Below are 26,981 nucleotides of genomic sequence, written 5' to 3'. Positions count from 1 at the left end.
TCTTACTTTCTTTGCATTAAGTAAAGCGCAGCGCCAGCGAACAGCAAGCTCGGTAATAAAGCTCCCAGTATTGGCGGTAAGCTATATACTTGTGCCAACGGTCCAAAAATTTCATTGCTTACGTGAAAACCGAAACCGGTTATGACACCAAGTAAAATCCGCGCCCCCATGGTTTGCGAACGCAACGGACCGAAGATAAAACTCAAGGCCACAAGCAGCATCACCGCCACCGTGATCGGTGCGAAGAGCTTCCGCCACAGTGCGAGCTGATAACGTTCGGTGGCTTGCTGGTTGGCCTGCAAATACTCCAAATAGTCCACCAATCCGGTAATCGACAGAGCTTCTGGCTTAACCGTTACGACCCCAAGCTTGTCAGGCGTAAGTGATGACTCCCACACCCATCGCGCGAGCTCTTTTCGGTTGATACGTTCAATACTGTGCTCAGTGATCTCTACATCAGTAAGTAACCACTGACCGTTTTGATAGGTCGCTGTTTGCCCTTGCACCACAGATTCGAGTTCGCGTTGTGCATTGAAACGATACACGGTGAGATCGCGCAAACGCCCCGTATCTTCAACCTCGCTAATATTCACAAAGTGCGTGCCGTCTTTTGCCCACACCCCTTGTTGCGCGGAGATTAAACTACCACCGGAAATCGCTGACGCGCGCAATTCCCGGCCTTGCGCTTCCAGCTGTGGCGCAACCCATTCGCCCATGGCCATCACTGCGAGCATCATCACCACTGCGGCTTTCATTACCGAGCCCACAATATTCAAACGCGAGCGACCGGCGGCAAGCATCACTACCAGCTCAGAATTACTGGCCAGCATACCCATGCCAATGAGCCCGCCAAGCAAGGCTGCCATCGGGAAAAACACCTCGATGTCGCGCGGTAAACTGTAGAGCACAAACAAGCCTGCTTCAGCCACCGAGTAAGTCCCCTTACCCACTGACTTCAATTGTTCAACAAAGCGGATCAGGCCCGACAGCCCACTCAATACCGCCAAGCTCAGCAAAGATGTAGTTAACACCGTGCGGGCAATGTATTTATCGAGAATGCTGAATTGCAACATCTTAAGACCTCCGCAACTGCGCAAGTACACGCAGTCCTAACGGACGGCCTTTGCCGACCAAAATAACACCAAAAATCAGCAACAACACATGAATCCACCATAGGCCAATGCTGGCTGGGATCACGCCGTCAGCGACAGCTGAGCGGGCCGCCATCAGCAACAAGAAATAGCCGAGATAAATTAATAAAGCAGGCGCCATGCGGGCGAATTTACCCTGGCGCGGGTTGACCCGACTTAACGGTACAGCAATTAAAGTTAATAATGGCATGGCCAACGGAATCGCCACCCGCCATTGCCATTCTGCCGCGGCTTCTGGATTTTCCTCGCCCCACAATTCGGTGGTGCCATAGGCTTCTAGCTTACGACTGTATTCACTTGCTTCTTGTTCTTTGATTTGTAACTGGTAGCTATTAAACTCCATGACTTGGTAATCGCCTTCGCCTGAATTGCGGGCATAACGGGTCCCATCATTCAGCACTAGCTGCTGCGAGCCACTATCGTTGGCAATAACGGTGCCGGTGTCGGCCATCACCACACTGCCGCCGATGATGCGCTCATTCTCGTCACGCAGCGACTGCGCCACAAAGACCTCATCCAGATCACCGGTTTCAGTGAGTCCTTGCACAAAAATCACGGCTTTTTGGTTACTCGCTTGCTGGAAGCGCCCCGGCATAATGACCGAAAGCCCGGTATCGCTTCGCGCGCGCTCCTCCACTTGACGTTCTTGCTCCAAAGACCAGGGCACCAACCATAGGGTCAAAGTGGCGGTAACTAAAGCTAAAATGGTCGCCAGCACCAGAGTGACCCGCGTTACATACCACTCACTCACACCACAAGCATGCAAAACGGTCATTTCATTGTCGGCGTAGATGCGTCCATGGGCGAGCAAAATCCCAAGGAACAAACTCAGTGGCAGGATTAACGCAGCGAGAGCAGGCAAATTAAGTCCGAGTAGCTTAATCACCAAATCGCCAGGAATTTCGCCAGCAGAGGCGTCTGCCAGCACGCGAACGAATTTTTGGCTGACAAAAATGGTCATCAGCACCACTAAAACGGCGATCTGAGATTTAAATGTTTCTCGCATTAAATAGCGGAATATACGCACTAGTGACCACTCTTAACGTTGCTTTTTGCTGGAAAAAACGCAATTTTTCAGTAAACTTGTCGTTTTGACAAGAATTATTCTACGGCAGCCCTACCCTGTCAACCGCCGAAAACGGAGTCATTATGGAGTTTAGCGTTAAAAGTGGCAGTCCAGAAAAACAACGGTCCGCCTGTATCGTCGTTGGCGTCTTCGAACCACGCCGCCTATCAGGTGTTGCCGAGCAGCTTGACCAAGTCAGCGATGGTTACCTGAGCGGCCTATTGCGCCGCGGTGACCTCGAGGGCAAAGCTGGGCAAATGTTGTTACTACATCATGTGCCAAACATTCTCAGTGAACGCGTACTCCTCGTTGGTTGCGGTAAAGAACGTGAGCTTGATGAACGTCAGTATAAACAAATTATTGAGAAAACGATCCACACATTGAACGAAACAGGTTCAATGGAAGCGGTTTGTTTCTTGAGCGAGCTGCACGTTAAAGGCCGCGACACCTATTGGAAAGTACGCCAAGCCGTCGAGGCGGCGCAAGCAGGTTTATATACCTTTAACCAATTGAAGACGCGTAAAGAAGAGCCTCGCCGACCGCTACGGAAGTTAGTCTTCAACGTACCAACGCGCCGCGAGTTACCGATTGGTGAGCGTGCCATCCAACATGGCCTGGCGATCAGTAAAGGGGTGACCATTTGTCGCGACGTCGCTAATATGCCGCCGAATATCTGTACCCCACGCTATTTAGCTGAGCAGTCGCAAGCGCTCGCCGACAAGTATGACAACGTCAGCTTCAGCGCTGTCGATGAAGCTCAAATGGCGGAACTCGGCATGAATGCCTATCTCGCAGTAGGCCGCGGCTCAGAGCATGAGTCCGTACTGTCACTGATTCACTATCAAGGCGCTGATGCCGATACTCCCCCGATCGTACTGGTAGGTAAAGGCCTTACCTTCGACGCCGGCGGTATTTCGATCAAACCTTCAGCTAATATGGATGAAATGAAATATGACATGGGCGGAGCGGCTTCGGTCCTCGGTGCCATGCAGGCCCTAGCTGAGCTACAAATACCGGTGAATGTCATTGGTGCCATTGCGGGCTGTGAAAATATGCCTGACGGTAAAGCCTATCGTCCCGGCGACGTTCTCACCACCATGAGCGGCCAGACCGTCGAAGTATTGAATACCGACGCCGAGGGCCGTTTAGTGTTATGCGACACGCTCACCTACATTGAGCGCTTCTCCCCGGACACCGTGGTTGATGTGGCTACGTTGACGGGTGCTTGTATTGTTGCACTCGGCCATCATGCCAGCGGCTTAATGAGTCCACATAACCCACTAGCGCACGAACTCCTCAATGCCTCCGAGCAAAGTGGTGATCGCGCTTGGCGTCTGCCGTTGTGGGATGAATATCAAGAAGCGCTCGACAGCCCGTTTGCCGATATGCAAAATTTAGGCGGACGCGATGCAGGTACCATTACCGCAGCTTGTTTCTTGTCGCGTTTTACTAAGAAATATCATTGGGCGCACTTAGATATCGCCGGTACCGCTTGGCGTAGCGGTGCCAAGAAAGGTGCGACCGGTCGTCCGGTGCCGATGCTCACGCAGTTTCTCTTAAACCGCGCGGGTCAAGGGCAGCACGACTAACATGGTGCACGGTATCTTTTATGTCCTCGATGGACTCGACGAAGCGCAGCAGCTCTCGCTGTTCTGTAAAATCATTGCAGAGCGTTGGCGCGAGCTCGGCAGCGTGCGCGTCTGGTGCCGTGACCAACAACATGCTGAAGCACTTGATGAAGCGCTTTGGCAGCAACCAGCAGACGCATTTGTACCTCATAACTTGGTCGGTGAAGGTCCAAGTCAGGGCGCGCCTGTTGAACTCTGCTGGCCCGATGCACCAGTGGGTCCTCGGCGTTGCAAAGTAGTGGTCAACTTTATGCCCACTGCACCGCAATTTGCCGGCGCCCAATTGGTGCTCGACCAAGTTCCTAGTGACCCCGAGGCACGCCAGCTCGCGCGCGAGCGCTTCAAATGGTATCGCCAACAGGGGGTTGAACTCAGTACCGTCAACGCTACTGAGCTTACTCAAATTACAGCAAATTAAAGTCGTGAAGGTTTCGCATGGATAAAACGTATTCGCCCAATGCTATCGAGCAAGCGCTCTACCAAAAATGGGAGCAGGCAGGTTATTTCAAGCCCTCCGGCCAAGGCAGTAGTTACTGTATTATGATCCCGCCTCCGAATGTGACGGGCAGCCTGCACATGGGCCACGCATTCCAACATACAATTATGGACACGCTCACCCGCTACAAGCGTATGGACGGCTTTAATGCCTTGTGGCAAGTCGGTTCCGATCATGCCGGTATCGCCACACAAATGGTCGTTGAGCGTCAACTCGCCGCACAAGGCCAAAGTCGCACCGAGCTCGGCCGCGAAAGGTTCATTGAGAAAATTTGGGATTGGAAAGCACAGTCAGGTGGCACTATTACCCAACAGATGCGCCGGCTTGGCGACTCAGTCGACTGGGATCGCGAACGTTTTACCATGGACGAAGGGCTCTCGAATGCGGTCAAAGAGGTTTTTGTCCGCCTGCACAAGGAAAACTTGATTTACCGCGGTAAACGCTTGGTGAATTGGGACCCTAAGCTGCAGACTGCAATTTCTGACCTTGAAGTCGAAAACAAAGAGCAGCAAGGCCACATTTGGCACTTACGTTACCCATTAGCTGATGGCGCCACCACCGCTGATGGCAAAGATTATTTAGTAGTCGCTACCACCCGTCCGGAAACCATGTTAGGTGACGTCTGCGTTGCAGTTCACCCCGACGACGAGCGTTATCAAGCGCTGGTCGGTAAGTTTATCGACTTGCCTTTAGTGAACCGTCGCATTCCAATTATTGCCGACAGTTACGTTGACCAAGACTTCGGTACTGGCTGTGTGAAAATCACCCCTGCCCATGACTTTAACGATTACGAGATTGGTAAACGCAATCAAATGGCGATGATCGCCGTGCTCGACGACCACGCAAACGTACGCGAGCGGGCGGGCCTTTACACCGCGACCGGTGAAGCCATCGACAGTATCGATGATTTCGACGGCATGTTGCCTGAGGCCTATCGCGGGCTTGAGCGCTTCGAAGCTCGTAAACGCGTCGTCGACGACTTTGAGGCTTTAGGTTTGCTCGATAAAGTTGAAAAGCACACCAACAAAGTACCTTATGGCGATCGCGGCGGTGTACCAATTGAACCGCACCTCACTGACCAATGGTACGTGCGTGTTGCGCCGCTCGCTGAAGTTGCAACGAAAGCAGTAGAAGATGGCGAAATTGAATTCGTACCGAAGCAATACGAGAACATGTATTTCGCTTGGATGCGCGATATCCAGGATTGGTGTATCTCACGCCAGCTTTGGTGGGGCCACCGCATTCCAGCATGGTACGACAACGACGGTAATGTTTACGTGGGTCGTGATGAAGCCGAAGTGCGTCGCGACAACAACTTAAGCGATGATGTCGCCTTGCAACAAGATGAAGACGTGCTGGATACCTGGTTCTCGTCGGCCTTGTGGACCTTCTCTACCTTAGGCTGGCCAGAGAATACTGATGACCTCAAGACCTTCCATCCAACCGATGTGTTGGTGACCGGTTTTGACATTATTTTCTTCTGGGTAGCGCGCATGATCATGATGACCATGCATTTCTTGAAAGACGAAAACGGCAAACCGCAAGTACCGTTTAAGACGGTCTATGTAACCGGTCTCATTCGTGACGAAGAAGGCCAAAAAATGTCGAAGTCGAAAGGTAACGTACTTGACCCGCTCGACATGATTGATGGCATTGACCTCGATACTTTAGTGCAAAAGCGCACTGCCAATATGATGCAGCCGCAGCTTGAAGCGAAGATCAAGAAGCGTACTGAGAAACAATTCCCTGAGGGGATCACCGCTCATGGTACCGATGCCTTACGCTTTACCCTAGCTGCGCTGGCCTCTACTGGGCGTGATATCAATTGGGACATGAAGCGTCTCGAGGGCTACCGTAATTTCTGTAACAAGCTCTGGAACGCCAGCCGTTATGTATTGATGAATACCGAAGAGCACGACTGCGGCGTTAATGGCGGCGAGCTGCAATTATCGCTCGCGGATCAATGGATCATCGAGTGCTTCAACGATACCGTCAAACAATTCCGTCATGCTTTGGACAATTACCGTTTTGACCAAGCCGCTGCAATTGCTTACGAATTCACCTGGAACCAATTCTGTGACTGGTACCTCGAACTGACCAAGCCAATTCTGTTTAATGGCAACGACGCGCAATTGCGCGGCACCCGCCATACCTTGGTAACTGTGCTTGAGCAGCTCTTACGCTTATTACACCCATTGTTGCCGTTCATTACCGAAGAAATTTGGCAACGCGTGGCACCTCTGGCGAACGTCCACGGCGATACCATCATGTTACAGGCCTACCCACAGGTACAGCCAGAACGTTTCGCCACGGCCCGTGACGACATGGAATGGTTAAAGCAAGTGATTGTCGCTGTGCGTAACATTCGTGGAGAGATGAACCTTTCACCGAATAAGCCACTGCCGATTCTCATTGCCAACGCTGACGCCACCGCGCAACAACGCTTGCAAGAAAACGAGAGTTTCTTGGCAGCATTGGCTAAGCTCGAATCGGTGACGTTTTTGACGACCGCTGATGAAGCTCCGGCGAGTGCCACCGCGTTGGTAGGCCGCATGGAAATCCATATTCCAATGGCAGGCCTTATTGATACGGCTGCGGAATTAGCGCGACTCGACAAAGCCATCGAAAAAGCTGAGAAAGAAGTGGCGATGTTTGCCCGCAAACTTGGCAATGAAAACTTTGTCAGCAAAGCGCCAGCTGAGGTTATCGCCAAGGAACGCGAGAAACTTGCTGACGCCGAAGAGACCTTGCAACAGTTGCAACAACAGCGCGCGAAAATCGCCGCGCTGTAGTTGCTAGCCAACTGCAAAGCAGCATTACTTTTCGTGCTAGGCGAAGAGTAATGCTGCAACTACCGCAACTAAAGCTGCCAACATCGGGATCAGTACGGTCACCACAAAGATGTCCTTGTAGGCTTCTTTGTGACTCAAACCCATCAAGGTAAACAACGCAATCACTGCGCCCGAATGCGGCAAGGAATCCAGACCTCCCGCTGCCAGATTAGCAATACGGTGCAATACTTCGGCACTGACCCCAGCCTCAAGATAAGCCGGCGCCAAACTCGACATAAAAATCTGCAAACCGCCCGACGCCGACGCTGTTACACCAGAAATCAAGTTGGCTGAAACGAAAACCGAAAGTAGAGCTGGGATGTCCAACCCCAATAGCCATTGCGCGAAAGCATGGAAGCCTTGTGTTTGAATCACCACACCACCAAAACCAATAACAGCAGCGGTGTTTATCAACGGTAACATCGCGTCATCGACACCCCTTCCAGCAGCCTGAATAAATTGCTGACGCACCGCGGCAAACAACACGAAGCAAAATAGACTACCGAGGATCAGGGCAAAACTAGCCCACAACACGGGCTGACTATTGGCAAAGCCCACCCACTGCCAGTCAGCCCCGCTCATTGCCAACAAACGTGGCACTAGAATGGTACCTAACACCAATACAATCGGTAGCAGTGAACGCGTAAGCCCAGGCAAGTCAGCATCTTCTTTTGGCGCTAGCGCCGCCATCTGTTGGTCTTTTTCATTGGCAACATACTGTTCTCCTTGCGCAAGCGCCCGCCGCCATTGCCACTGCAAATAGAGCATCCCTATCCCGGCCATAATGAGTCCAGCGAGTAACCCATACCAGCCGCCAGCGAACAGGTCGGTGCCTAAGCCTCGTGCGGCAATAACGTTATGAATCGATGGTGTACCCGGCAGCGCGGTCATAGTAAAAGTGCCAGCGCCAAGGGCGATAGCTGCCGCATAGAGCCGGCGAGGAATATTGGCGCTGCGCATTAGGCTCACCCCAATGGGATACATGGTAAACATCACCACAAACACAATCACGCCGCCGTAGGTGAGTACCGCACAAACCAACATCGCAATCCACAAGGCGCGTTGTTGGCCTAACCGTGCGGTAACCCCCATAGCAACACCTTGGGCAGCATGGCTTGCAGCCATAATACGACCAAACAGACCACCACATAAGAACAGCAATAAGAAGTTACCGGCAAAACTAAATGCGCCAGAGGCGCCGAAAGGAAAGTGTTTCAGAAAGACATCAGCCAGCGGAATGCTGTTCGTTAAGCCAATGATAAGAATCGAAAATAATACTGCGAGCAGGATATTGACGCCGCGTAGCGCCAAAAAAATGAGTAATACGAGTCCAGCAATAAGCCCTAGGTCTGCGACCCATGAGTTTGCCAACATAAAGCCCCCTAAACTAGTTATCTATGGGGGCTTGATGCGTCATTTATTCTTCTTCGTCCGCGTCACCAAAAAACGTGCCCCAGCCATCATAATCGACGCCGGCAACATCTGCGATTTTTGCAACTTCTTGCGTTTGCTGGCGTAGCACTTCTGCATCTAGTTTTACCTCAGAAACCGCAGCAAAAGCAAACAAACGACTACCATCATCGAGCTCAAACTCATCAGCATCATCAACGTGATAACCGACTTTAACGAGTTCAACGGCAGCCTTCTCGAGCTTGGTAAAATCAGCACTGACCAAGTGATGCTCTATTGTGAAGCGGTCATCAGGGCTAGCGCCATCGTCCAGCAGTGCGGCAACGGTATCATCACTCTGCGCTACTAAAGCTTGCATATCATTTGCCATGGTCCGTAGCTCCTTTGGCAGAAAGTGTAGCGAGCTCGTGGTCGAGTTCGCTTATTTTAGTTTGCATTAATTGGTGGCAATGCGCACTGAGCGCGCGCACTGAGTTTGCGCCAAACGCACCTACGTCTACCGGCGGGAGCATCTCTATAATAATTTTGCCGTTGTTCCAACGATTGAGCTTAATACGGCCGTGTAAGTTTGAGACACAAATCGGCACCACGTTGGCTTGTGCTTGCACTGCAGTGCGAAACGCTCCCGTCTTGAACGGTAACAGTCCGCGCCCATAGCTACGTGTACCTTCCGGAAACAACAGCACGGAAATTTTGCGTTCTTTTATCGCAGCAGCAGCTTGCTCAATAGTGCCGCGTGCCCGACCGCTGTTCTTACGGTCGATTAGAATATTACCCGCCAGCCAATAAAGTTGACCAAAAAACGGGATCCACTTTAAGCTCTTTTTACCAATACTGACGGTACTCGGCGGCATTGCTCGGCTTAGCGTAAAGATGTCATAGGTGTTTTGATGATTGGCGATATATACATAGGGACCACCCGCAAAAAGCCCCTCAGGCACGCGAATTTCGAGCTCGACACCAAGCAACTTGTGCATTCGTCCGTACCAATGCGCAAAGATCGGCGTATTGTTTGGGTGAAAAGGCCGAACTAAACAAAAGAGTAGGCCTAAGACACCACATATAACGACAAAACAACCCAATAAAATCAATCGTACTACTGCGAGCATGCAATCTCCTCGTATTTTGCTGCGCGTTAGTATACCTGTTTCAGCAGCAAAATACGTCCGATCAGTCTTGGCTCTCGACAGTAATTGCGTCAACGCGTTGCAAGCCGCGTGGCAGCTTGTTACCACGACGCCCACGTTCACCGCGGTAATGCTCGAGATCATCAGGTTTGAGAGTGAGCTTGCGCTTACCGGCGAGTAAGGTAATGGCAGCATCGTGCGGCACCACCGAAGTCGCAACCACATACTCTTCACGTGATTGCGCACGTAACGCTGGAATACTAATCATCTTATTGCCCTTACCTTTGGCCAATTCAGGCAAATCGGCAACAGGGAAAATCAGCATGCGTCCCTCGTTTGAAACCACCACGAGCAAATCTTTGTCGCGATCAGTGACGCGATTCGGCGGCAAAATTTTAGCGCCAGTCGGTAAGTTCAAGATCGCTTTACCATTCTTATTGCGGCTGACCAAGTCACTGAACTTACAGACAAAACCATAGCCGGCATCCGAAGCCAAGAGATAGCGTTGCTCGTCTTGCGCCATCATCACTTGTTGCACGGTTTCACCGGCAACCATGCTGAAGCGCCCAGTAAGCGGTTCCCCTTGGGTGCGAGCCGACGGCAACAAGTGTGCTTCACAGGCGAAACTACGCCCCGAGCTATCGAGGAAAACGACTTGCTGGTTACTCTTACCTTGTGCACTGGCGAGATAACTATCACCTGACTTGTAGGCTAAGCTTGAACCATCCACATCATGACCTTTCGCCGCACGTACCCAACCTTTCTGCGATAACACAACAGTGACTGCTTCCGCTGGTGTTAAATCACGTTCACTCAGGGCTTTGGCTTCTTCGCGTTCGACAAGAGGCGAACGACGGTCATCGCCATATTTTTCGGCGTCAGCAAGAATTTCTTTACGAATCAATGTCTTCAAACGACGATCGGAACTAAGCAACAACTCAAGCTGTTCGCGTTCTTTTTCTAATTCGTCTTGCTCGCCTTTTAGCTTCATTTCTTCGAGTTTGGCTAAATGGCGTAACTTCAGTTCAAGAATCGCTTCGGCTTGCGTTTCGGTCAGCGAAAAGCGCTTCATCAACTCAGCTTTGGGCTCATCTTCGTAGCGAATAATGGCAATTACTTCGTCGATATTCAGATAAGCAATCAACAAACCTTCGAGGATGTGCAAGCGCGCCAGCACTTTATCCAAACGATGCTGTAAACGTCGCGTAACCGTTTGTTGACGGTACTGCAGCCATTCCTTCAACACATTGAGGATCGGCTTCACCTGCGGACGCCCATCAAGTCCCAGCATATTGAGGTTGACGCGGTACTGCTTCTCTAGGTCGGTCGTTGCAAACAAGTGCTGCATCATTTGTTCAACGTCGATGCGGTTAGAGCGCGGCACGATCACCAGACGCGTGGGGTTTTCGTGATCTGACTCGTCCCGAAGGTCGGAAACCATCGGCAGTTTCTTGGCCTGCATTTGCCCGGCGATTTGTTCCAATACTTTTGCGCCTGAGGCTTGATGCGGTAGCGCATAGACGACGACTTCACCGTCCTCCATGTGATACTTAGCGCGCATCCGAATACTGCCACGCCCGGTTTCGTAGAGTCTTACGATTTCATCTTGCGGGGTGATGATTTCAGCATCGGTGGGATAATCTGGACCACGCAGGTGTTCCATGACTTCGGCTAAGTCGGCGCTTGGTTTTTCTAGCAACAGTGCACAGGCGTGTGCAACTTCACGCGCATTGTGTGGCGGAATGTCCGTCGCCATACCTACCGCAATACCGGTCACGCCATTCAATAAAATATGCGGTAAGCGTGCTGGCAACATGCGCGGCTCTTTCATGGTGCCATCAAAGTTCGGTACCCAATCGACCGTGCCCTGACCCAACTCGCTCAGTAGCAACTCACTAAAACGTGAAAGCTTCGCTTCGGTATAACGCATGGCCGCAAACGACTTAGGATCATCTTGCGAGCCCCAGTTTCCTTGCCCATCCACCAGCGGATAACGATAAGAAAAGGGTTGCGCCATGAGTACCATGGCTTCATAACAGGCGCTATCCCCGTGAGGATGGAACTTACCGAGCACATCACCGACGGTACGTGCCGATTTTTTATATTTTGCTAACGCCGATAAGCCCAATTCAGACATTGCATAGATGATGCGACGCTGGACCGGTTTCAGGCCATCACCGATATGCGGTAAAGCACGGTCCATGATCACATACATGGAATAATTGAGGTAGGCATCCTCGGTAAAGCGGCGCAGCGGAATTTGTTCAACAGTATCCAATGACATTCTTGTTTTACTCCTTACAGCTCAGCCAAGTCGACCAGGTTGCCTTTACTCTCTAGCCATTCGCGTCGGTCGCCCGCACGTTTCTTAGCTAATAGCATGTCCATTAATTCTTCCGTCGCAGTCGGCTCATCCACAGTCAACTGAACAAGCCGGCGGGTATTCGGGTCCATGGTGGTTTCACGCAGTTGCAGGGGATTCATCTCACCTAGACCTTTAAAACGCTGCACATTGACTTTGCCTTTGCGTTTTTCCGCATCAATACGATCGAGGATGCCTTGCTTCTCATCTTCGTCGAGGGCATAAAACACTTCTTTCCCCACATCGACACGGTAAAGCGGTGGCATCGCGACGTATACGTGCCCATGGTCTACCAAGGCGCGGAAATGCCGCACGAATAACGCACAAAGCAGGGTCGCGATGTGCAAGCCATCAGAGTCAGCGTCGGCGAGGATACAAATTTTGCCGTAACGCAGCTTCTCGAGGTCATCAGAATCGGGATCAACACCGAGCGCAACTGAAATATCATGAATTTCTTGTGAGCCAAGGATTTGGTCCGACTCTACTTCCCACGTATTCAAAATCTTTCCGCGGAGCGGCATCACCGCTTGGAAGTCACGATCGCGAGCTTGTTTTGCCGAACCGCCGGCCGAGTCACCCTCGACTAAGAACAACTCACCGCGGGCGGGGTCTTGCGTCGCACAGTCCGTTAACTTTCCTGGCAGCGGCGGACCTTGAGTTACTTTTTTACGGACCACTTTTTTACTTGCCCGCATACGCCGCTGTGCGTTATTGATACACAGCTCCGCCAGTTGTTCGGCCTGTTCGGTATGTTCGTTCAACCACAAACTAAACGCGTCTTTAACCACACCTGAAACAAAAGCGGCACATTGTCGTGAAGACAAACGCTCTTTGGTCTGCCCCGCGAATTGTGGGTCTTGCATCTTAACCGAGAGAATATAGGTACAGCGCTCCCAAATATCCTCTGGGGTCAAGCGCACGCCGCGTGGCAATAGGTTACGGAATTCGCAAAACTCGCGCATGGCCTCAAGCAAGCCTTGGCGTAAACCATTGACGTGCGTACCACCCTGAGTCGTTGGGATTAAGTTCACATAGCTTTCCGAGACACCTTCGCCACCCTCAGGCAACCAAGTCACAGCCCAATCGACAGCTTCTTCGTTACCGCTAAAGCTGCCAATAAAAGGTTCTTCAGGAAGTGTCGGCAGTTCTTGCACTGCTTCAACTAAGTAATCGCGCAAGCCATCTTCGTATTGCCAGGTTTGCTCGTCATTGTCGACCAGATTTTTGAAGGTGATTTTCAGCCCCGGACAGAGGACGGCTTTTGCGCGCAGCAAGTGTGTCAGCTTCAATACCGAAAACTTTGGCGAGTCAAAATACTTTGCGTCCGGCCAGAAACGTAACACGGTACCTGTATTGCGTTTGCCTACGGTGCCGGTAATGGTTAACTCTGAAACCTTATCGCCGTTTTCAAAGGCCATTTCATAAACTTGCCCGTCACGCTTCACTAACACATCAACGCGTGTCGATAGCGCATTCACCACCGAGATACCCACTCCATGCAAACCACCTGAAAAGTTGTAGTTTTTATTGGAGAACTTACCGCCGGCGTGCAGCTTGGTCATGATCAGTTCAACGCCTGGCAACCCTTCTTCTGGGTGCACATCTACCGGCATTCCGCGACCGTCATCTTGCACTTCAAGGGATTGATCGGGGTGAAGAATGACAATCAACTCACGGGCGTGCCCCGCCAACGCCTCATCGACACTGTTATCAATGACTTCTTGGCCTAGGTGGTTCGGGCGTGTGGTGTCGGTATACATTCCCGGGCGGCGACGCACCGGTTCGAGTCCGTTGAGGACTTCTATCGCATCTGCTTTGTAGTCTGACATGCGCTCTTCTTTTCGGTGACAAGAATTGTAGTTATAGAATGCTCATATACTGTTACAGGATGAGCGGAAACTCAAGCTAGTATTCAGTCGCAAGGCCCTGTTCGCGGATAAGTTCAAGCCACTCTTGCAAAAAGCGATTCACTTGAAACTTTTCGTTGCTCTGGTGCATAGCAGGATTAGGCTGTTCATAGATAGGTTTCAAACGCGCAATGTTCTGGCTACGCAACACTTCTGCCAGTTGCGCATCGTGATACAGTCGCACTTCAAGCTCCGTCTCGACCAGCCCCGGCAATTGCGTTTGCAATGCATGCTGTTGAATACGAATATCCGTGGTGTAAGGGGCCCGCTGCAGAACTTTCACCCGAAAGTGTAAATGACTGCCGACTTTAATGAGCTTCTCTCCGCCTTGCTTCAGCTGAGCGACCAATTTTGTCAGCGCCGCATAGTTGACCGCCGCCAGTCGTTGCAGGGCAGCGAGATCAAATTGATAGCGTTGGCGTTTTACGTCTTTAGTCATGATTGACGAATTTGCTCCAAATGTAATTGCAACCATTGTAGTCCAATGACGCTTGCGGCGTTGTTAATTTTTCCTTGCTCAAGCAGCTCCATAACCTCGCTACGCGGCAATACGTGGACTTTGATGTCTTCGTTTTCCGTCGCCAGCCCACCGTGACTCGCGGCTTGGCTACTGTCGACCTCGCCAATATAGATCGAGATCTTCTCAGTGCAGCCGCCGGGCGTCGATAAATAGGTCAGAGCGTAGTGCATTTTCTCTACAGTTAACCCCGCCTCTTCATCTAATTCACGCTGCGCTACACTGGCGGCGCTCTCTTCTGGTTTATCGATCATGCCAGCAACAAACTCAAGCAGCCATGGGGATTCTTCTTGTTGGAGTGCGCCAATCCGGAATTGTTCCAACACCACCAACCGATCACGGGCGATATCATAAGGAATCACCATCACTGCATGCCCACGATCCATGACTTCACGTTCAAACTCCTGCGACCAACCGCCGGCAAACAAACGGTGCTTAAGGCGATACTTAAAAATACTTAAAAAGCCCTTGCGAACTGTTGTCTTCTCAATGATTTGATAATCTTCATGATTAAATTTTTGCACTGTAAACCTTTTCTCTTTTCATCGCGTCTATTAGATTTTACTAAATAACATGTGCAACACGCTCATACTTGGTTACATTTAGACCTAAGTTGTTGCAACTCAACACATGAATCGCGCTGGCTATCGGAGTATGCTAGTAATCATTCAAATGTGTATGTAAAATACCGAACAAGTTTAGCAACGGTCATCTGAGCCAGACGAACCTCCAGGATTACGGAACTCATGAAAAAAACGATTATTTCAGCAGTTATCGGACTTACTTTCGCAGCAAGCAGCTCGGCAGCATTCGCTGACGACCTTGCAGAAATTTTCCAACTCGCGTTACAAAACGACCCTACGCTGAAGCAAGCACAAGCGCAACGTGATGCGGCACAAAAAGGCGTCGATATTGCCCAAGCAGACTGGTGGCCACAGCTGGGTTTCCAAGCTGGCTACTCACGCAGTCAGCGTGAAACGCTCTACTTCGATAACGCCGGTAATACTTTCATGTACGATATTACCACCACTGGCTGGGATGCTGGCGTTAATCTGACTCAAACATTGTTCAGCAAAGCCGTTTGGGAACAAACCCAAATCGCTGAAAAGCAAGCTTACCAAGCCGAAGTCAACTACTTGAGTGAGCGTCAACAATTGATGATTCGTGTGGTAAACGCTTACTTCAGCGTACTTGAACGCATGGATGACCTCGAGTTTGCTGAGGCCGAGAAGCGCGCAATTGAACGTCAACTTGAGCAAACCAAGCAGCGTTTCTCCGTAGGACTTACCGCAATTACTGACGTGCATGAAGCGCAAGCGCAATTTGATAATGCGGTCGCGCGTGAAATCCAAGCCAAAAACGCCGTTGAAATCGCCCAAGAAAGCCTGCGCGAAATCACCGGTCGCTATCACGAAGAGTTGGCGGAACTCGATACCGAAAACTTTTCACCGTCAACGCCTAACCCAGAAAAAGCTGAAACTTGGGTAACCACTGCCGAAGATAAAAATCTGCAATTACTGGTACAACGTGTAGCCGTAGAGATTTCAGAGCAACAGATCGAATTAGCGCAAGCGGGTCATTACCCTCGTGTGGGTCTTGAGGCAAGCTTCGGTACCTCGGACTCTGAACAAGAAATCCAAGGACGTACCAACGACAGTCCACGCATGGATAGCTCTTCGATTGGCGTTAATTTAAACGTACCTATTTTCAGTGGCTTCCGTACTTCCGCACAAGCTGATCAAGCACGTGCCAACTATGTCGCAAGCAGCCAACAGCTCGAGTTCACCCGTCGTGGTGTCGAGCGTGAAGTGCGCAATGCGTACTACGATGTGGTCGCTGCAGTCGCAACCATCAAGGCGCTCGAGCAAGCTGTTGTGTCTGCAGAAAGTGCATTGAATGCGACGCAAACTGGCTTTGAAGTAGGTACCCGTACCATCGTTGATGTACTTGATAGTACCCGTAACCTGTTCAATGCCCGTCGTAATCTTTCGACCGCGCGTTATAATTACATCCGACAATCACTGACACTGCAGCAAGCTTCAGGTAAGATCAGTGAACAAGATCTGATGGCCATTAACGCAAGTCTCATTAATGAAAATAATTGAAAAACCAAAATTTGAAGCACGGTTTTTACTTCCTAAGTATTGGCTGACCTGGTTCGGGGTCAGCCTTCTTTATATTATCTCCTGGTTACCTTACAAATGGCAGCTTGCCATGGGTCGTGGCTTGGGGAAGCTTTTCTATAAATTCGTACCCAAGCGTGCCGAAGTGGCCCGTCGTAACTTAGAGTTATGTTTTCCCGATAAGTCGGCCACTGAAATCGAAGCGCTGGTGCAAAAGAATATGGCCAATACTGGCATCGCCTTTTTTGAAACGGGGATGGCATGGTGGTGGCCCGACTGGCGCATCCGTCGTAAGCTGCATGTGCATGGTGTCGAACACTTAGAAGCACCACAAAAAGAAGGTAAGGGCGTTTTACTTCTGCTCTTTCACTTTTTAAGTCTCGAAGTCCACGCTCGCTTGCATGGTTTCGTGAAACCTGCCGTTGGGCTCTATCGACCTCATAACAACGCCGTCATGGAGTTTCTGCAAACCCGAGGCCGTGGCCGATCGAACAAGTATATGATCCCACGCAACGACGTGCGGAGCATGAAACAAGCTATTGAGAGTGGCGAGATTGCCGGCTACCTTCCCGACCAAGATTACGGTCGACGTCGCACCATTTTCGCGCCGTTTTTTGCGGTTCCCGAAACCAGCACAACAACAGGTACCCTGCTGTTCGCTAATAGTAAGAAATGCGCAGTATTACCCACGACGTGTTTTCGCCGCGACGACGGCACTGGCTACGATATGACCTTTTATCCGGCGTTCGAGCACTTCCCCACCGGTGATGACTTGGCGGATGTAACCCGCGTTAATAAAATGGTCGAATACGCAATCATGCAACGTCCCGAACAGTATTTGTGGGTACATCGTCGCTTCAAGACGCGGCCTAACGAGACCGATCCGAGTCTGTATCAGCGCTCTTGAGCACCTCAGCGAACCACTGCTGCCAAGCTTTTTCAACGACCGTGCGCTCATCTGTAAATGCTTGATGGGTGAGTGAATCGCGGTCGTCCAGTGCCAATTGATGTAGCCACTCACGCTCACGAATATATACCTCGGTGAGTTGCTGGGCTTGCTCGGTACTCATCACTTGCAGTTGACCGGCCTGCTCCAAAATCCTGACGTTATCCGTGAAATCTGTCAGCGCCGGATAGTCACAGCTATAACGTAGCACCAGGTATTGCACGAGGAATTCAATATCAGTAATACCGCCGACACCTTGCTTGAGGTCGAAGCTGTGTTGCTCTCTGCGTAACTCTTTATGGCTACGCATTTTCTCGCGCATCTCAACCACCTGTTGCGCTAGACTCTCCCCCGCCCGACGCTCCTGCAACTGCTCGCGCCGCAGTGTTTTAAATGCTTCGCACAGTCGCTGATCGCCGAATACTGGGCGCGCTCGCACGAGCGCTTGCAATTCCCAAGTCCACGCATCTTCCTGCAAATAACTTGCATAGGTCGAAAGCCGCGTCACTAATAGTCCAGACTTACCGGAGGGGCGTAAACGCATATCAACTTCATAAAGCGTCCCAATCACCGTACGTGTGGTGAAAAGGTGCAGCACCCGCTGTGCCAAGCGCAAGTAAAATTGCTGTACCTCAAGAGGTTTCGCACCATCCGTTTCACCCTGGTAGTCGCTATCGGTCACAAAGACCAAATCAAGGTCGGAACTGTAGCTCAACTCAAGGCCACCGAGCTTACCATAGGCGATCACTGCAAAGCCCATATCTTCCTGTGAGCGCCCTGGTGGCGTACCGTGGCGCGCACTGAGTTGATGCCAGGCTAAGTGCACCACCGCAGCGATGATGGCTTCAGCCAAATAGCTCAAATGATCACTCACCTTCATTAACGGCAAGGCGCCACTGATATCAGCGGCGGCGATCTTCAATTGGCACGACTGCCGCGCTTGGCGTAGCGCATTCATTTGTGCCTCAAGATCATCCTCCTGCTCGGGGATCCGCAATAAATACTCATCGACAATCGCACGATAGTCTTCGAGCTGTGGCAGTTGATACAGATGCTGAGGATCAATAAGTTCATCGAGCAAGATTGGGAAATTGGCAAGATGTTGCGCGATCCATGAGCTCGCCCGACAGAGCTTCACTAGTTGCTCCCGTGCGCCGACATTTTCTACCAGTAACTCGACGTAAGCGGTGCGACTCATGATCCGCCGCAATAAGGTAAATACGCGTTCCAACACCACTTCGGCATCGGCCAACTGAATACACCGCTGCAGGAGCACCGGTACGAGTTTTGCCATCGCCTTGCGTCCGCGTGGTCCACTGCCGCGTTTACGCACATCCATACGTAACTCGTTCACTTGCTGCCAAATCAACTGCGCGCGCTGTTTGTCCAGTCCGTATTCATGCAGGACGTCAAGTGCTGTGCTGTCTTCCACCATGTCCTGCCAAAGCAGTTGTAAGGGCCCAGCATCCTCGTCATCACTGTCATTGTCGCCAATCACATTCTGAAAATGCTCATGCACAATAGCCATCGCTTGGTGGATCTTTGCAACCAAGCTCTCCCAGTCATGGCCAAACGCCGCTGCCATTGCTTGTTGGCGTTCCTCATCCACTGGCAACGTTTGTGTCTGTTCGTCGTTATACTCCTGCAGAACGTGCTCAACACGACGCAGCAGCTCATAACTTTCGAGCAGCTCTTGTACCGTCTGCTGCGGCAATAGCTCTTGTTCTGCAATAACCTGATATGCTTGGTACAACGATTGAGTTTGTAATTGCCGTTGCTGTCCGCCGCGAATGAGTTGAAACGTTTGCGCAATAAACTCCACTTCACGGATGCCACCAGGGCCCAGTTTTATGTTGTTCTGCACGCCCTGACGTTTGGTTTCTTGACTGATCAACGCTTTCATTTTGCGCAGTGCATCAATCGCTGAAAAATCGATGTAGCGACGATAAACAAATGGCCGTAGTAGGTCTTTAAAGGCCTGTTCACTCGCCGGTTCGGCACCGATGAGACGCGCTTTTACCATGGCGTAGCGTTCCCAGTCGCGACCCTGCTCTTGGTAATAATTCTCCAGCGCCGCGAGGCTGGTCACCACGGGACCTGATTGGCCAAAAGGCCGCAGTCGCAAGTCGACTCGAAACACGCGGCCCTCCACCGTTAAGGCATCAAGTAAACTCATCATCCCCTGTACGAGTTTGGTGAAAAAGACATCAGTTTCAATAGGCTTGCGCTGATGATCGGTCTCGCCACGTTCCGGATAGCAAAAAATAAGATCGATATCAGAGGAGAAGTTAAGTTCGCGCCCACCAAGCTTACCCATACCGAGCACCCATAAGGGTTGCGCATTGCCATCGCTGTCGCGGGGGGTGCCGTAACGCGCGGTAAAGCGCGGATAGAGCCAGTCGCGGGCGGCAATAATAAATGCATCCGCCGCCGCACTCAGGTGTTCTAACATCACAGGTAGAGACAATTGCCCCGTTAAATCCGCCGCAGCTAAGGCCGCAAACCACTGCTTGCGATAGCGACGTAAGACCTGCTGTGCAGCTTTCTCTTCGCTGACTTGTGCGAGTGCGCTCTGTAACTGTGGTAGATAGTTCTGTGGTGGCAGTAGCTGGATTTTATGCGTTTCAGCATCGACCACGAGCGCTGTCTCATCTTGCGCTATAACGTCCGCCACAAAAGGGCTTAATTGGCATATCTTGGTAATTATCTCAGACGTGCTCGTGGTCATGGGCGATTTATCCGTTAACTCAACCGTTAATTTAACCAATAAGGTTCTTGTTTCAGTGCTGCTTTGCGTGAATGCTCGAGCGCGTAAAGCAATGACTCAAGTTGCACGCCCTGCCAGTTCAATAAGCGGTCGGGTTGGTTGTCTTCGTTATCTTTGATAGCTTCACGTAGTAATTTGAGTGCCATGATCTCACGAATACCGCGAACCATATCTTGCCATGGCGCACGAAACAGCTCGCGATCTTCTTCATCAAACAGATAGCCGACGCAGTAGCCGAGTTGCAGGGAACTTTGCAGCAAGGGCAATTGCTTCAAATAATATTCCGGTTTTAACTCGCCATCTTTGGCAAATGCATCGATGACATTTTGCCAGTCTTCGCGCAAACGCTGGGCGGCCCACTGCCGTAAAGGTAATTTAGCTACTTGTTCGTGTCGCGGTTGCTGCTGACACAAAGCGCCCAACTCCAATAAGGTTAACTGATAGTCGTCACGGATACTTAAGCTCTGTACCAATTCGAGCTGTACCGCATGCTCCTGCTGCTCGAGAATTGCCTCATACAGTTTGGGGTATTGCTTGAGCGCACGATGGTAAGCACCATCTTCGGCAGTGAGCTCAGTCAAACCGTCATAACGACTTAACCAGCCAAGGTGACCGAGCATTTGCTCAAGTCGGAGAATATGATCACTGACGTCGACTTCAAGCGTGGCCAGTTGCTGCAACACGACTTTGCTTAAACGAATACCGTCAGTGATGCCAGCCACCGCGCGCACACTTGGGCTCTCGCCTAAACAGGCATCGTTATGTTGCCAGTATTGCAAGGCATAGGTAAGCGCCCGATAAAGTCCCGAGCCCACATCATCATTGGCCTCTTGCGGCACAAAATGCGCATGGGTGAACGGTTCCAAAACTGTCTTACCCGCCAATAAATAGCCGCGCGCAGCCTTGCTTAAGCTGCCCATCCGGGCATTCAAACGAGTGACCAATCGCCGCGCAATTTTATAGGCATCAGCAAGTTCGCCTTGCTGCACTTCAATTTCAACTTCGGCAATCGCACGCTGTTGTTCGCCTGCTTGTATCACCCCTTCGTCGTAGACCAGTTCGATACGCCCTTCGCCGCTCGGAATATGCCAACGATGACGGGTAAAGTTAGTGGCGAAGATTTCCTCCAGCTCACGATTAATATCAAAAAGCGGAAAATCATCGGGCCAGATATCTTCTTCAAACAGTGTTAGGTCAGGCGTGTCGGCAGTAATCACGGCGTTGTACTCTGGGCGGCTATGCATCCCGCCGAGCACTTTCCCGGCTAATTTGATAGTTTGCTCGCGTTCTTCGCCACGCTGCCGAATTCTTAGACCCATATCATGCTGTCGTAACCGCAGGTCAGCAGTATCGAAATAGCGATTGCCTAATTCCATGGTCACCTGCTCAGCGTCCTTCGCTAAGCTTTGGCATAATTCCACCACTTTCTCTTTGCTGGCTCCATCGACCAGTAATTTTAGTTCGATTTCTTGGCTCACAGGCGCTCTCACGTCATCATTTTGATCTTGCTAAATACGGTACTCGTAGGCGTTGTGTGGGTCAACTTTATTGGGGTTGACAGGTGCGTACAAAAATTGCACCGTGGGCGGCGACGAAAAGTTTATAAAAACTGACGAACTGGGCTTTACGCGCAGTAAAAAAGCAATATACTTGCGCGCAAATTATGTCCCCTCCAGCCGACGGCTGAGTCTTACAGGAGATGCTATGTTCAAAGCCAGTGAAGTACTTCAGGCTCAGTATACCAGTGCCGACCTCGGCACCCTGCAACGTGCGATTACCGACAATTATCTCGTCGATGAAGACGCTTATTTGCAAGAACTGATGCAACTGGTGCCTAACGATGACGCGACGCTTGACCAAGTGACCGAGCGTACCGCCAAGTTAGTCAATACCGTACGTGACCGCGCAGATGGCGGTGGCGTTGACGCGTTTTTACAAGAATACAGTCTCGATACCAAAGAAGGCATTATTCTGATGTGCCTTGCCGAGGCACTGTTACGCATCCCTGATGCCTATACTGCCGATGCGCTAATTCAAGACCGCTTGTCCGGCGGCGATTGGCAAAAGCACATGGGCGAAAGCGCCTCGTGGCTTGTGAACTCAGGCACTTGGGGCTTAGCTTTGACCAACTCGGTGATCAACCCAACCGGTCAACCCATGGAAACACCTCGTGGCGTATTTCGACGCTTAACACGCCGTTTAGGTATGCCAATCGTGCGCAAAGCAACTTATGCTGCGATGCGCATTATGGGTAAGCAGTTCGTTTTAGGACGTACCATTGAGGAAGCCCTAAAGAACAGCCGCGCGAACCGTGACAAGGGCTACACCCACGCCTATGACATGCTCGGCGAAGCAGCGCTCACCATGGCCGATGCACGGCGCTATCACGCTGATTATGTAAATTCTATCAAAGTGGTCGCCAAAGAAAACTTTAATAATCCGAAAGCACCGCGACCTACTATTTCGATCAAGTTGTCGGCGTTGCATCCGCGTTACGAGTCTGCGAATCACGAGCGTGTGTTGACAGAGCTTGCACAGAGTTTGACTGAGTTGGTCAAGCTTGCGAAAGAAGCTGATGTTGGCGTTACCATTGATGCTGAAGAAGCAGATCGCCATGAGCTATCATTAGAGCTATTCGAGAAAGTTTATCGTAGCGGCGTCTGTAAAGGCTGGCCACGCTTCGGGCTGGTGGTACAAGCCTACTCGAAACGCGCCCTGCCGACGTTGGTCTGGTTAACTGCCCTTGCCAAAGAGTGTGGCGACGAGATCCCAGTGCGCTTGGTGAAAGGCGCCTATTGGGATAGCGAAATCAAGCTCTGCCAGATGAACGGGCTAACCGGCTATCCGGTCTTTACTCGCAAAGCGAACACCGATGTAAGTTATCTCGCGTGTTCTCGTTATTTGTTATGTGAACACACCGACGGCGCAATTTATCCGCAATTCGCCACGCATAATGCGCAAACTGTGGTAGCAATTCGTCAGATGAATGAAAGCACCAAGCGCCGCATCGAATTCCAGCGCCTGCACGGTATGGGTGATGACCTGTACGACACGCTGTTGCAAGAAGACGAGAATACTACGGTGCGTATCTACGCACCGGTCGGCGCGCACAAAGATTTACTACCTTATTTAGTTCGTCGTCTGTTAGAAAACGGTGCGAATACGTCTTTCGTGCACAAGTTAGTTGACCCTGAAACACCAGTGGAAGAGTTGACTCAGCACCCAATGCGCACCATTACTAAGTACGAAAGCTTAGCTAATACCAAAATTCCTTTACCGACGCAGATTTTCAGCGATCGTAAGAACTCGTTAGGACTGAACATGAATATTCACTCTCAAGCAGATGATTTCATTGCTGCAGTGCAGCAGTACCGTGATAAACAATGGCAAGGTGGCCCCATCGTAAACGGCGACGTGATTGACGATGCCCATCACCGCGTGAGCATTGCTAGTCCGCAAGAGAGCCAACGTCAGATTGGTAGTATCTGTTGGGGCGACAAAGCACTTGCCGAACAAGCGCTAAACAGTGCCAATGCAGCCTACCGCCGCTGGCGCGATACCGACGTTGAAGTCCGCGCTAAGGCGTTAGAAAAGTTTGCTGACCTAATGGAAGCCAACCGTGACGAATTGATTGCCTTGTGCTCACTGGAAGCCGGTAAAAGTTTGCAAGACGGCATTGATGAAGTCCGCGAAGCGGTTGATTTCTGTCGTTACTACGCCGTTGAAGCACGCAAATTGATGGGCGAAGGCACTACCCTGCCTGGCCCGACAGGCGAAACCAACGAACTGTTCGTACAAGGCCGCGGAACTTTCATTTGTATTAGCCCATGGAACTTCCCGTTGGCAATCTTTACCGGTCAGGTTGTTGCTGCGCTGGTAACGGGTAACTGCGTGATCGCCAAACCTGCTGAGCAGACAGGGCTTATCGCCTTCCGTGCCGTACAACTACTGCTAGAAGCTGGCATCCCAGGTGATGTGGTGCACTTCATGCCGGGCAGTGGTGCCGAAGTTGGTTCTTTCTTGGTCAGCCAAGAAGATATCGGTGGGGTCTGCTTTACCGGTTCAACCTACACAGCGCAATCGATTAACCGCGCTTTGGCGGCACGTACCGGAGCTATCGTACCGCTCGTTGCCGAAACTGGTGGCCAGAACGCCATGCTAATCGACTCCACAGCGCTGCCTGAGCAAGCAGTGACGGATATCGTCGCCAGCGCATTTAAGAGTGCGGGACAACGTTGCTCGGCGCTACGTGTACTGTTCGTGCAGGATGATATTGCCGACCGCGTGATCGAATTGCTGAAAGGAGCCATGGCGGAGCTTAAAGTCGGTGACCCGTTACTCCACGAAACTGACGTAGGCCCAGTGATTGATGGCGTTGCGAAGAGTAACCTAGAGCAACACGTGGCGGATATTTCCCAAGCAGGCCGCCTGATTGCTCGTGCGCCAATGCCTGACTACACTAACGGTGGCACCTTCATGGCGCCGACAGCGATTGAAATCGACAGCATCAACCAATTGGTGAAAGAGAACTTCGGGCCAATTTTGCACGTTATTCGCTATTCAACGGACAAGCTTGACGAAGTTATCGAAAGCATTAACGCAACGGGCTTTGGTTTGACCTTTGGCATTCACAGTCGCAACGAAACCTTCGCTGCCGACGTAGCCCGCCGTATCGATGTAGGTAACGTCTATATCAACCGTAACCAGATTGGTGCAGTGGTTGGAGTACAGCCATTCGGTGGCCGTGGCATGTCAGGAACAGGTCCAAAAGCGGGCGGTCCTCACTACCTTACCCGCTTCATCACTGAAAAAACGCGCACCAACAACATTACTGCTGTTGGTGGTAACGCGACCTTGCTATCGCTGGGCGACTAAAACTCGCCCAGTTCGTGCAGGTACAACGATTGGCTGCCGTCTTCAATGGCGGCGGCCAAACTTTCCACCCGCGGTAGCAACCGCGCCATGTAAAACTTCGCAGTTTTAATTTTACTTGCCAGATACGGACGTTCGCCAACCAACGGTTGGGCGCTCTTCGCCATACGCAGCCACAGGTAACCGTAGGTCACATAACCCAGCAGGTGTAAGTATTCGACCGCAACGCTGTTGATAATGTTCTCATCGCCGCCAGCCACTTGCTGCAATACTGTTTCGGTGACTGCTTGCGCACGTTGCACCGCTTTACCGAGCTGTTCATACTCAGCGGCTAGCTCCGCTTCAGGTTCAGCTAACAATGCTTGAATATCTTCTAACAAAGGTTTCACCAGCTCGCCTTGCGAACCTGCTACTTTACGACCGAGCAAGTCAAGCGCTTGAATACCGTTGGTACCCTCGTAAATTTGCGCAATACGACAATCGCGAACAAGCTGTTCTTGCCCCCATTCACGCACGTAGCCATGACCGCCAAAAATTTGCTGGCCAATGACGGTAGCTTCGAAGCCGGTATCCGTAATAAAGGCTTTGGCAATCGGCGTCAGCAAGGCAACTAAAGCGTCTGCGCGCGCTTTCTCAGCTGGATCTTCACTGTATTTAGCGATATCAAGTTGCTGGCCGACGTAAGTCGAAAACGCCCGTCCGCCCTCAACAAAAGCTTTCATGGTGAGCAACATACGGCGAATATCGCCGTGGACAATCAAAGGGTCTGCTTCTTTCTCTGGTTGGCGAGTGGCCTTAGCACCGCGCCCTTGCAAGCGATCTTGCGCATACTCTAAGGCATTTTGGTACGACCGCGCCGCCGCACCGAGGCCTTGAATACCAACGCCCAAACGCTCGTAGTTCATCATCGTGAACATGGCCGGCAAGCCTTGATGCGGTTCACCAACGAGCCAGCCTTTGGCGCCATCAAAGTTCATCACGCAGGTGGCCGAGGCATGGATCCCCATTTTGTGCTCAATCGAACCACACTTCACGGCATTGCGTTCGCCTACATTGCCGTCAGCATCAGGTAAAAATTTGGGCACTAAGAATAAACTAATTCCTTTACTGCCTGCTGGCGCGTCAGGGAGTTTTGCTAAGACAAGGTGAACGATATTGTCGGTGAGATCATGTTCGCCACCTGTGATGAAAATCTTGGTGCCGCTGATGGCGAAGGTGCCATCCTCGTGCGGCTCAGCTTTGGTGCGAATAATTCCCAAATCCGTACCGGCATGCGGTTCGGTGAGGCACATGGTCCCAGTCCATTCACCACTGGTCATTTTCGGTAGATACAGTTGCTTCAGCTCATCACTCGCATACGCATCGATGGTGATAATCGCGCCAGCAGTCAAGCCAGGATACAGAGAAAACGAAATATCCGCCGCACAGAGCATTTCTTCATATTGTGCCGACACTACTTTTGGCAGGCCCATACCACCAAATTCTGGGTTTGCCGTTACGCCAACCCAACCGCCAGCGGCTAATTGTTGGTAGTTTTCACGGTAATTTGCAGGTGTAGTCACGACACTATCGTTGTAGCTAACGCCTTCTTCGTCTGCAGCACGGGCATGCGGGGCGATGAGACTCTCGGCAAGTTTAGCTGCTTCATCAATAATTGCGCTCGCCATATCCATATCGACTTCGCTCAACGCGGAAAAACGCGCCCAGTCTTGATCAACACGGAATACGTCTTGCAGCAAAAACTGCATATCTTCACGGGGAACACGATAGTCTGCCAT

At 51.3% G+C, this 26,981-nt stretch carries 18 protein-coding genes; 6 read left to right on the top strand and 12 right to left on the bottom strand.

What is annotated here, in order from left to right; translation table 11 throughout:
• Positions 1–2: 2 nt before the first annotated feature.
• Positions 3–1,073, bottom strand: coding sequence for an LPS export ABC transporter permease LptG (lptG, locus tag CWE21_RS04765; protein WP_126833323.1), 1,071 nt, complete (start codon positions 1,071–1,073; stop codon positions 3–5).
• Position 1,074: 1 nt separating this feature from the next.
• The gene (gene lptF / locus CWE21_RS04760; RefSeq protein WP_206750249.1) at positions 1,075–2,178 is read right to left on the bottom strand and encodes an LPS export ABC transporter permease LptF; all 1,104 of its coding nucleotides are present in this window, start codon (positions 2,176–2,178) and stop codon (positions 1,075–1,077) included.
• Between the two features lie 122 nt (positions 2,179–2,300).
• Between lptF and pepA the strand changes: the two genes are divergently transcribed.
• Genes pepA through CWE21_RS04745 form a run of 3 tightly spaced genes read left to right on the top strand, consistent with a single transcriptional unit; the run spans position 2,301 to position 7,133 of the window.
• Positions 2,301–3,806: a leucyl aminopeptidase gene (gene pepA, locus CWE21_RS04755; RefSeq protein WP_126833321.1), complete on the top strand. Its 1,506-nt coding sequence runs from the start codon at positions 2,301–2,303 to the stop codon at positions 3,804–3,806.
• A gap of 1 nt (position 3,807) precedes the next feature.
• The gene (locus CWE21_RS04750) at positions 3,808–4,263 is read left to right on the top strand and encodes a DNA polymerase III subunit chi (protein WP_126833320.1); all 456 of its coding nucleotides are present in this window, start codon (positions 3,808–3,810) and stop codon (positions 4,261–4,263) included.
• Between the two features lie 17 nt (positions 4,264–4,280).
• Positions 4,281–7,133, top strand: a complete 2,853-nt coding sequence (locus CWE21_RS04745) for a valine--tRNA ligase (protein ID WP_126833319.1) — start codon at positions 4,281–4,283, stop codon at positions 7,131–7,133.
• A gap of 36 nt (positions 7,134–7,169) precedes the next feature.
• On the opposite strand, the gene CWE21_RS04740 is transcribed toward CWE21_RS04745, so the two are convergent.
• The 7 genes from CWE21_RS04740 to CWE21_RS04710 form a co-directional block, all read right to left on the bottom strand.
• Complete coding sequence (locus tag CWE21_RS04740) at positions 7,170–8,546, bottom strand: GntP family permease (protein WP_126833318.1); 1,377 nt, start codon at positions 8,544–8,546, stop codon at positions 7,170–7,172.
• A 43-nt stretch (positions 8,547–8,589) separates the two neighbouring features.
• Positions 8,590–8,952 (bottom strand): ribonuclease E inhibitor RraB, encoded by a 363-nt coding sequence (gene rraB, locus CWE21_RS04735; protein ID WP_126833317.1) that lies wholly within the window; start codon positions 8,950–8,952, stop codon positions 8,590–8,592.
• Positions 8,942–9,691, bottom strand: coding sequence for a 1-acylglycerol-3-phosphate O-acyltransferase (locus CWE21_RS04730; RefSeq protein ID WP_126833316.1), 750 nt, complete (start codon positions 9,689–9,691; stop codon positions 8,942–8,944). The genes rraB and CWE21_RS04730 overlap by 11 nt, the downstream gene beginning before the upstream one ends.
• Positions 9,692–9,752: 61 nt before the next feature.
• Positions 9,753–11,993: a DNA topoisomerase IV subunit A gene (gene parC, locus CWE21_RS04725; RefSeq protein ID WP_126833315.1), complete on the bottom strand. Its 2,241-nt coding sequence runs from the start codon at positions 11,991–11,993 to the stop codon at positions 9,753–9,755.
• A gap of 14 nt (positions 11,994–12,007) precedes the next feature.
• Positions 12,008–13,900: a DNA topoisomerase IV subunit B gene (parE, locus tag CWE21_RS04720; RefSeq protein WP_126833314.1), complete on the bottom strand. Its 1,893-nt coding sequence runs from the start codon at positions 13,898–13,900 to the stop codon at positions 12,008–12,010.
• Positions 13,901–13,976: 76 nt separating this feature from the next.
• Positions 13,977–14,417, bottom strand: coding sequence for a DUF1249 domain-containing protein (locus tag CWE21_RS04715; protein WP_157982729.1), 441 nt, complete (start codon positions 14,415–14,417; stop codon positions 13,977–13,979).
• On the bottom strand, positions 14,414–15,019 hold the full coding sequence (locus CWE21_RS04710) for an NUDIX domain-containing protein (RefSeq protein ID WP_126833312.1): 606 nt from the start codon (positions 15,017–15,019) through the stop codon (positions 14,414–14,416). The genes CWE21_RS04715 and CWE21_RS04710 overlap by 4 nt, the downstream gene beginning before the upstream one ends.
• A 222-nt stretch (positions 15,020–15,241) precedes the next feature.
• On the opposite strand from CWE21_RS04710, the gene tolC reads away from it, so the two are divergent.
• Both tolC and lpxL read left to right on the top strand, forming a co-directional pair.
• Positions 15,242–16,600 carry an outer membrane channel protein TolC gene (gene tolC / locus CWE21_RS04705; RefSeq protein WP_126833311.1) on the top strand — a complete coding sequence of 453 codons (1,359 nt, stop codon included), beginning with the start codon at positions 15,242–15,244 and terminating at the stop codon, positions 16,598–16,600.
• Complete coding sequence (lpxL, locus tag CWE21_RS04700; protein ID WP_126833511.1) at positions 16,593–17,525, top strand: LpxL/LpxP family Kdo(2)-lipid IV(A) lauroyl/palmitoleoyl acyltransferase; 933 nt, start codon at positions 16,593–16,595, stop codon at positions 17,523–17,525. The genes tolC and lpxL overlap by 8 nt, the downstream gene beginning before the upstream one ends.
• Here lpxL and glnE read toward each other — a convergent pair.
• Positions 17,488–20,292, bottom strand: coding sequence for a bifunctional [glutamate--ammonia ligase]-adenylyl-L-tyrosine phosphorylase/[glutamate--ammonia-ligase] adenylyltransferase (gene glnE / locus CWE21_RS04695; RefSeq protein ID WP_126833310.1), 2,805 nt, complete (start codon positions 20,290–20,292; stop codon positions 17,488–17,490). The genes lpxL and glnE overlap by 38 nt on opposite strands.
• A 26-nt stretch (positions 20,293–20,318) precedes the next feature.
• Entirely contained in the window at positions 20,319–21,809 is a 1,491-nt protein-coding gene (locus CWE21_RS04690; RefSeq protein WP_126833309.1) for a CYTH domain-containing protein, read from the bottom strand.
• A gap of 226 nt (positions 21,810–22,035) precedes the next feature.
• Between CWE21_RS04690 and putA the strand changes: the two genes are divergently transcribed.
• Positions 22,036–25,206 carry a bifunctional proline dehydrogenase/L-glutamate gamma-semialdehyde dehydrogenase PutA gene (gene putA / locus CWE21_RS04685; protein ID WP_126833308.1) on the top strand — a complete coding sequence of 1,057 codons (3,171 nt, stop codon included), beginning with the start codon at positions 22,036–22,038 and terminating at the stop codon, positions 25,204–25,206.
• Here the strand turns inward: putA and CWE21_RS04680 are convergent.
• Positions 25,203–26,981, bottom strand: coding sequence for an acyl-CoA dehydrogenase C-terminal domain-containing protein (locus tag CWE21_RS04680; protein WP_126833307.1), 1,779 nt, complete (start codon positions 26,979–26,981; stop codon positions 25,203–25,205). The two genes, putA and CWE21_RS04680, sit on opposite strands and share 4 nt — an antisense overlap.

The sequence above is a fragment of the Pseudidiomarina aquimaris genome (assembly GCF_003987395.1).
Taxonomy (GTDB): domain Bacteria; phylum Pseudomonadota; class Gammaproteobacteria; order Enterobacterales; family Alteromonadaceae; genus Pseudidiomarina; species Pseudidiomarina aquimaris.
This window is presented reverse-complemented; position numbering and strand designations above follow the sequence as displayed.

Excerpts from the sequence above, each read along its gene's own strand:
- tolC (WP_126833311.1), top strand. The coding sequence starts at position 15,242 with ATGAAAAAAACGATTATTTCAGCAGTTATCGGACTTACTTTCGCAGCA.
- CWE21_RS04715 (WP_157982729.1), bottom strand. The coding sequence starts at position 14,417 with ATGACTAAAGACGTAAAACGCCAACGCTATCAATTTGATCTCGCTGCC.
- lptG (WP_126833323.1), bottom strand. The coding sequence starts at position 1,073 with ATGTTGCAATTCAGCATTCTCGATAAATACATTGCCCGCACGGTGTTA.
- CWE21_RS04750 (WP_126833320.1), top strand. The coding sequence starts at position 3,808 with ATGGTGCACGGTATCTTTTATGTCCTCGATGGACTCGACGAAGCGCAG.
- rraB (WP_126833317.1), bottom strand. The coding sequence starts at position 8,952 with ATGGCAAATGATATGCAAGCTTTAGTAGCGCAGAGTGATGATACCGTT.
- putA (WP_126833308.1), top strand. The coding sequence starts at position 22,036 with ATGTTCAAAGCCAGTGAAGTACTTCAGGCTCAGTATACCAGTGCCGAC.
- glnE (WP_126833310.1), bottom strand. The coding sequence starts at position 20,292 with ATGACCACGAGCACGTCTGAGATAATTACCAAGATATGCCAATTAAGC.
- pepA (WP_126833321.1), top strand. The coding sequence starts at position 2,301 with ATGGAGTTTAGCGTTAAAAGTGGCAGTCCAGAAAAACAACGGTCCGCC.
- CWE21_RS04740 (WP_126833318.1), bottom strand. The coding sequence starts at position 8,546 with ATGTTGGCAAACTCATGGGTCGCAGACCTAGGGCTTATTGCTGGACTC.
- parE (WP_126833314.1), bottom strand. The coding sequence starts at position 13,900 with ATGTCAGACTACAAAGCAGATGCGATAGAAGTCCTCAACGGACTCGAA.
- CWE21_RS04730 (WP_126833316.1), bottom strand. The coding sequence starts at position 9,691 with ATGCTCGCAGTAGTACGATTGATTTTATTGGGTTGTTTTGTCGTTATA.
- CWE21_RS04680 (WP_126833307.1), bottom strand. The coding sequence starts at position 26,981 with ATGGCAGACTATCGTGTTCCCCGTGAAGATATGCAGTTTTTGCTGCAA.
- CWE21_RS04745 (WP_126833319.1), top strand. The coding sequence starts at position 4,281 with ATGGATAAAACGTATTCGCCCAATGCTATCGAGCAAGCGCTCTACCAA.
- parC (WP_126833315.1), bottom strand. The coding sequence starts at position 11,993 with ATGTCATTGGATACTGTTGAACAAATTCCGCTGCGCCGCTTTACCGAG.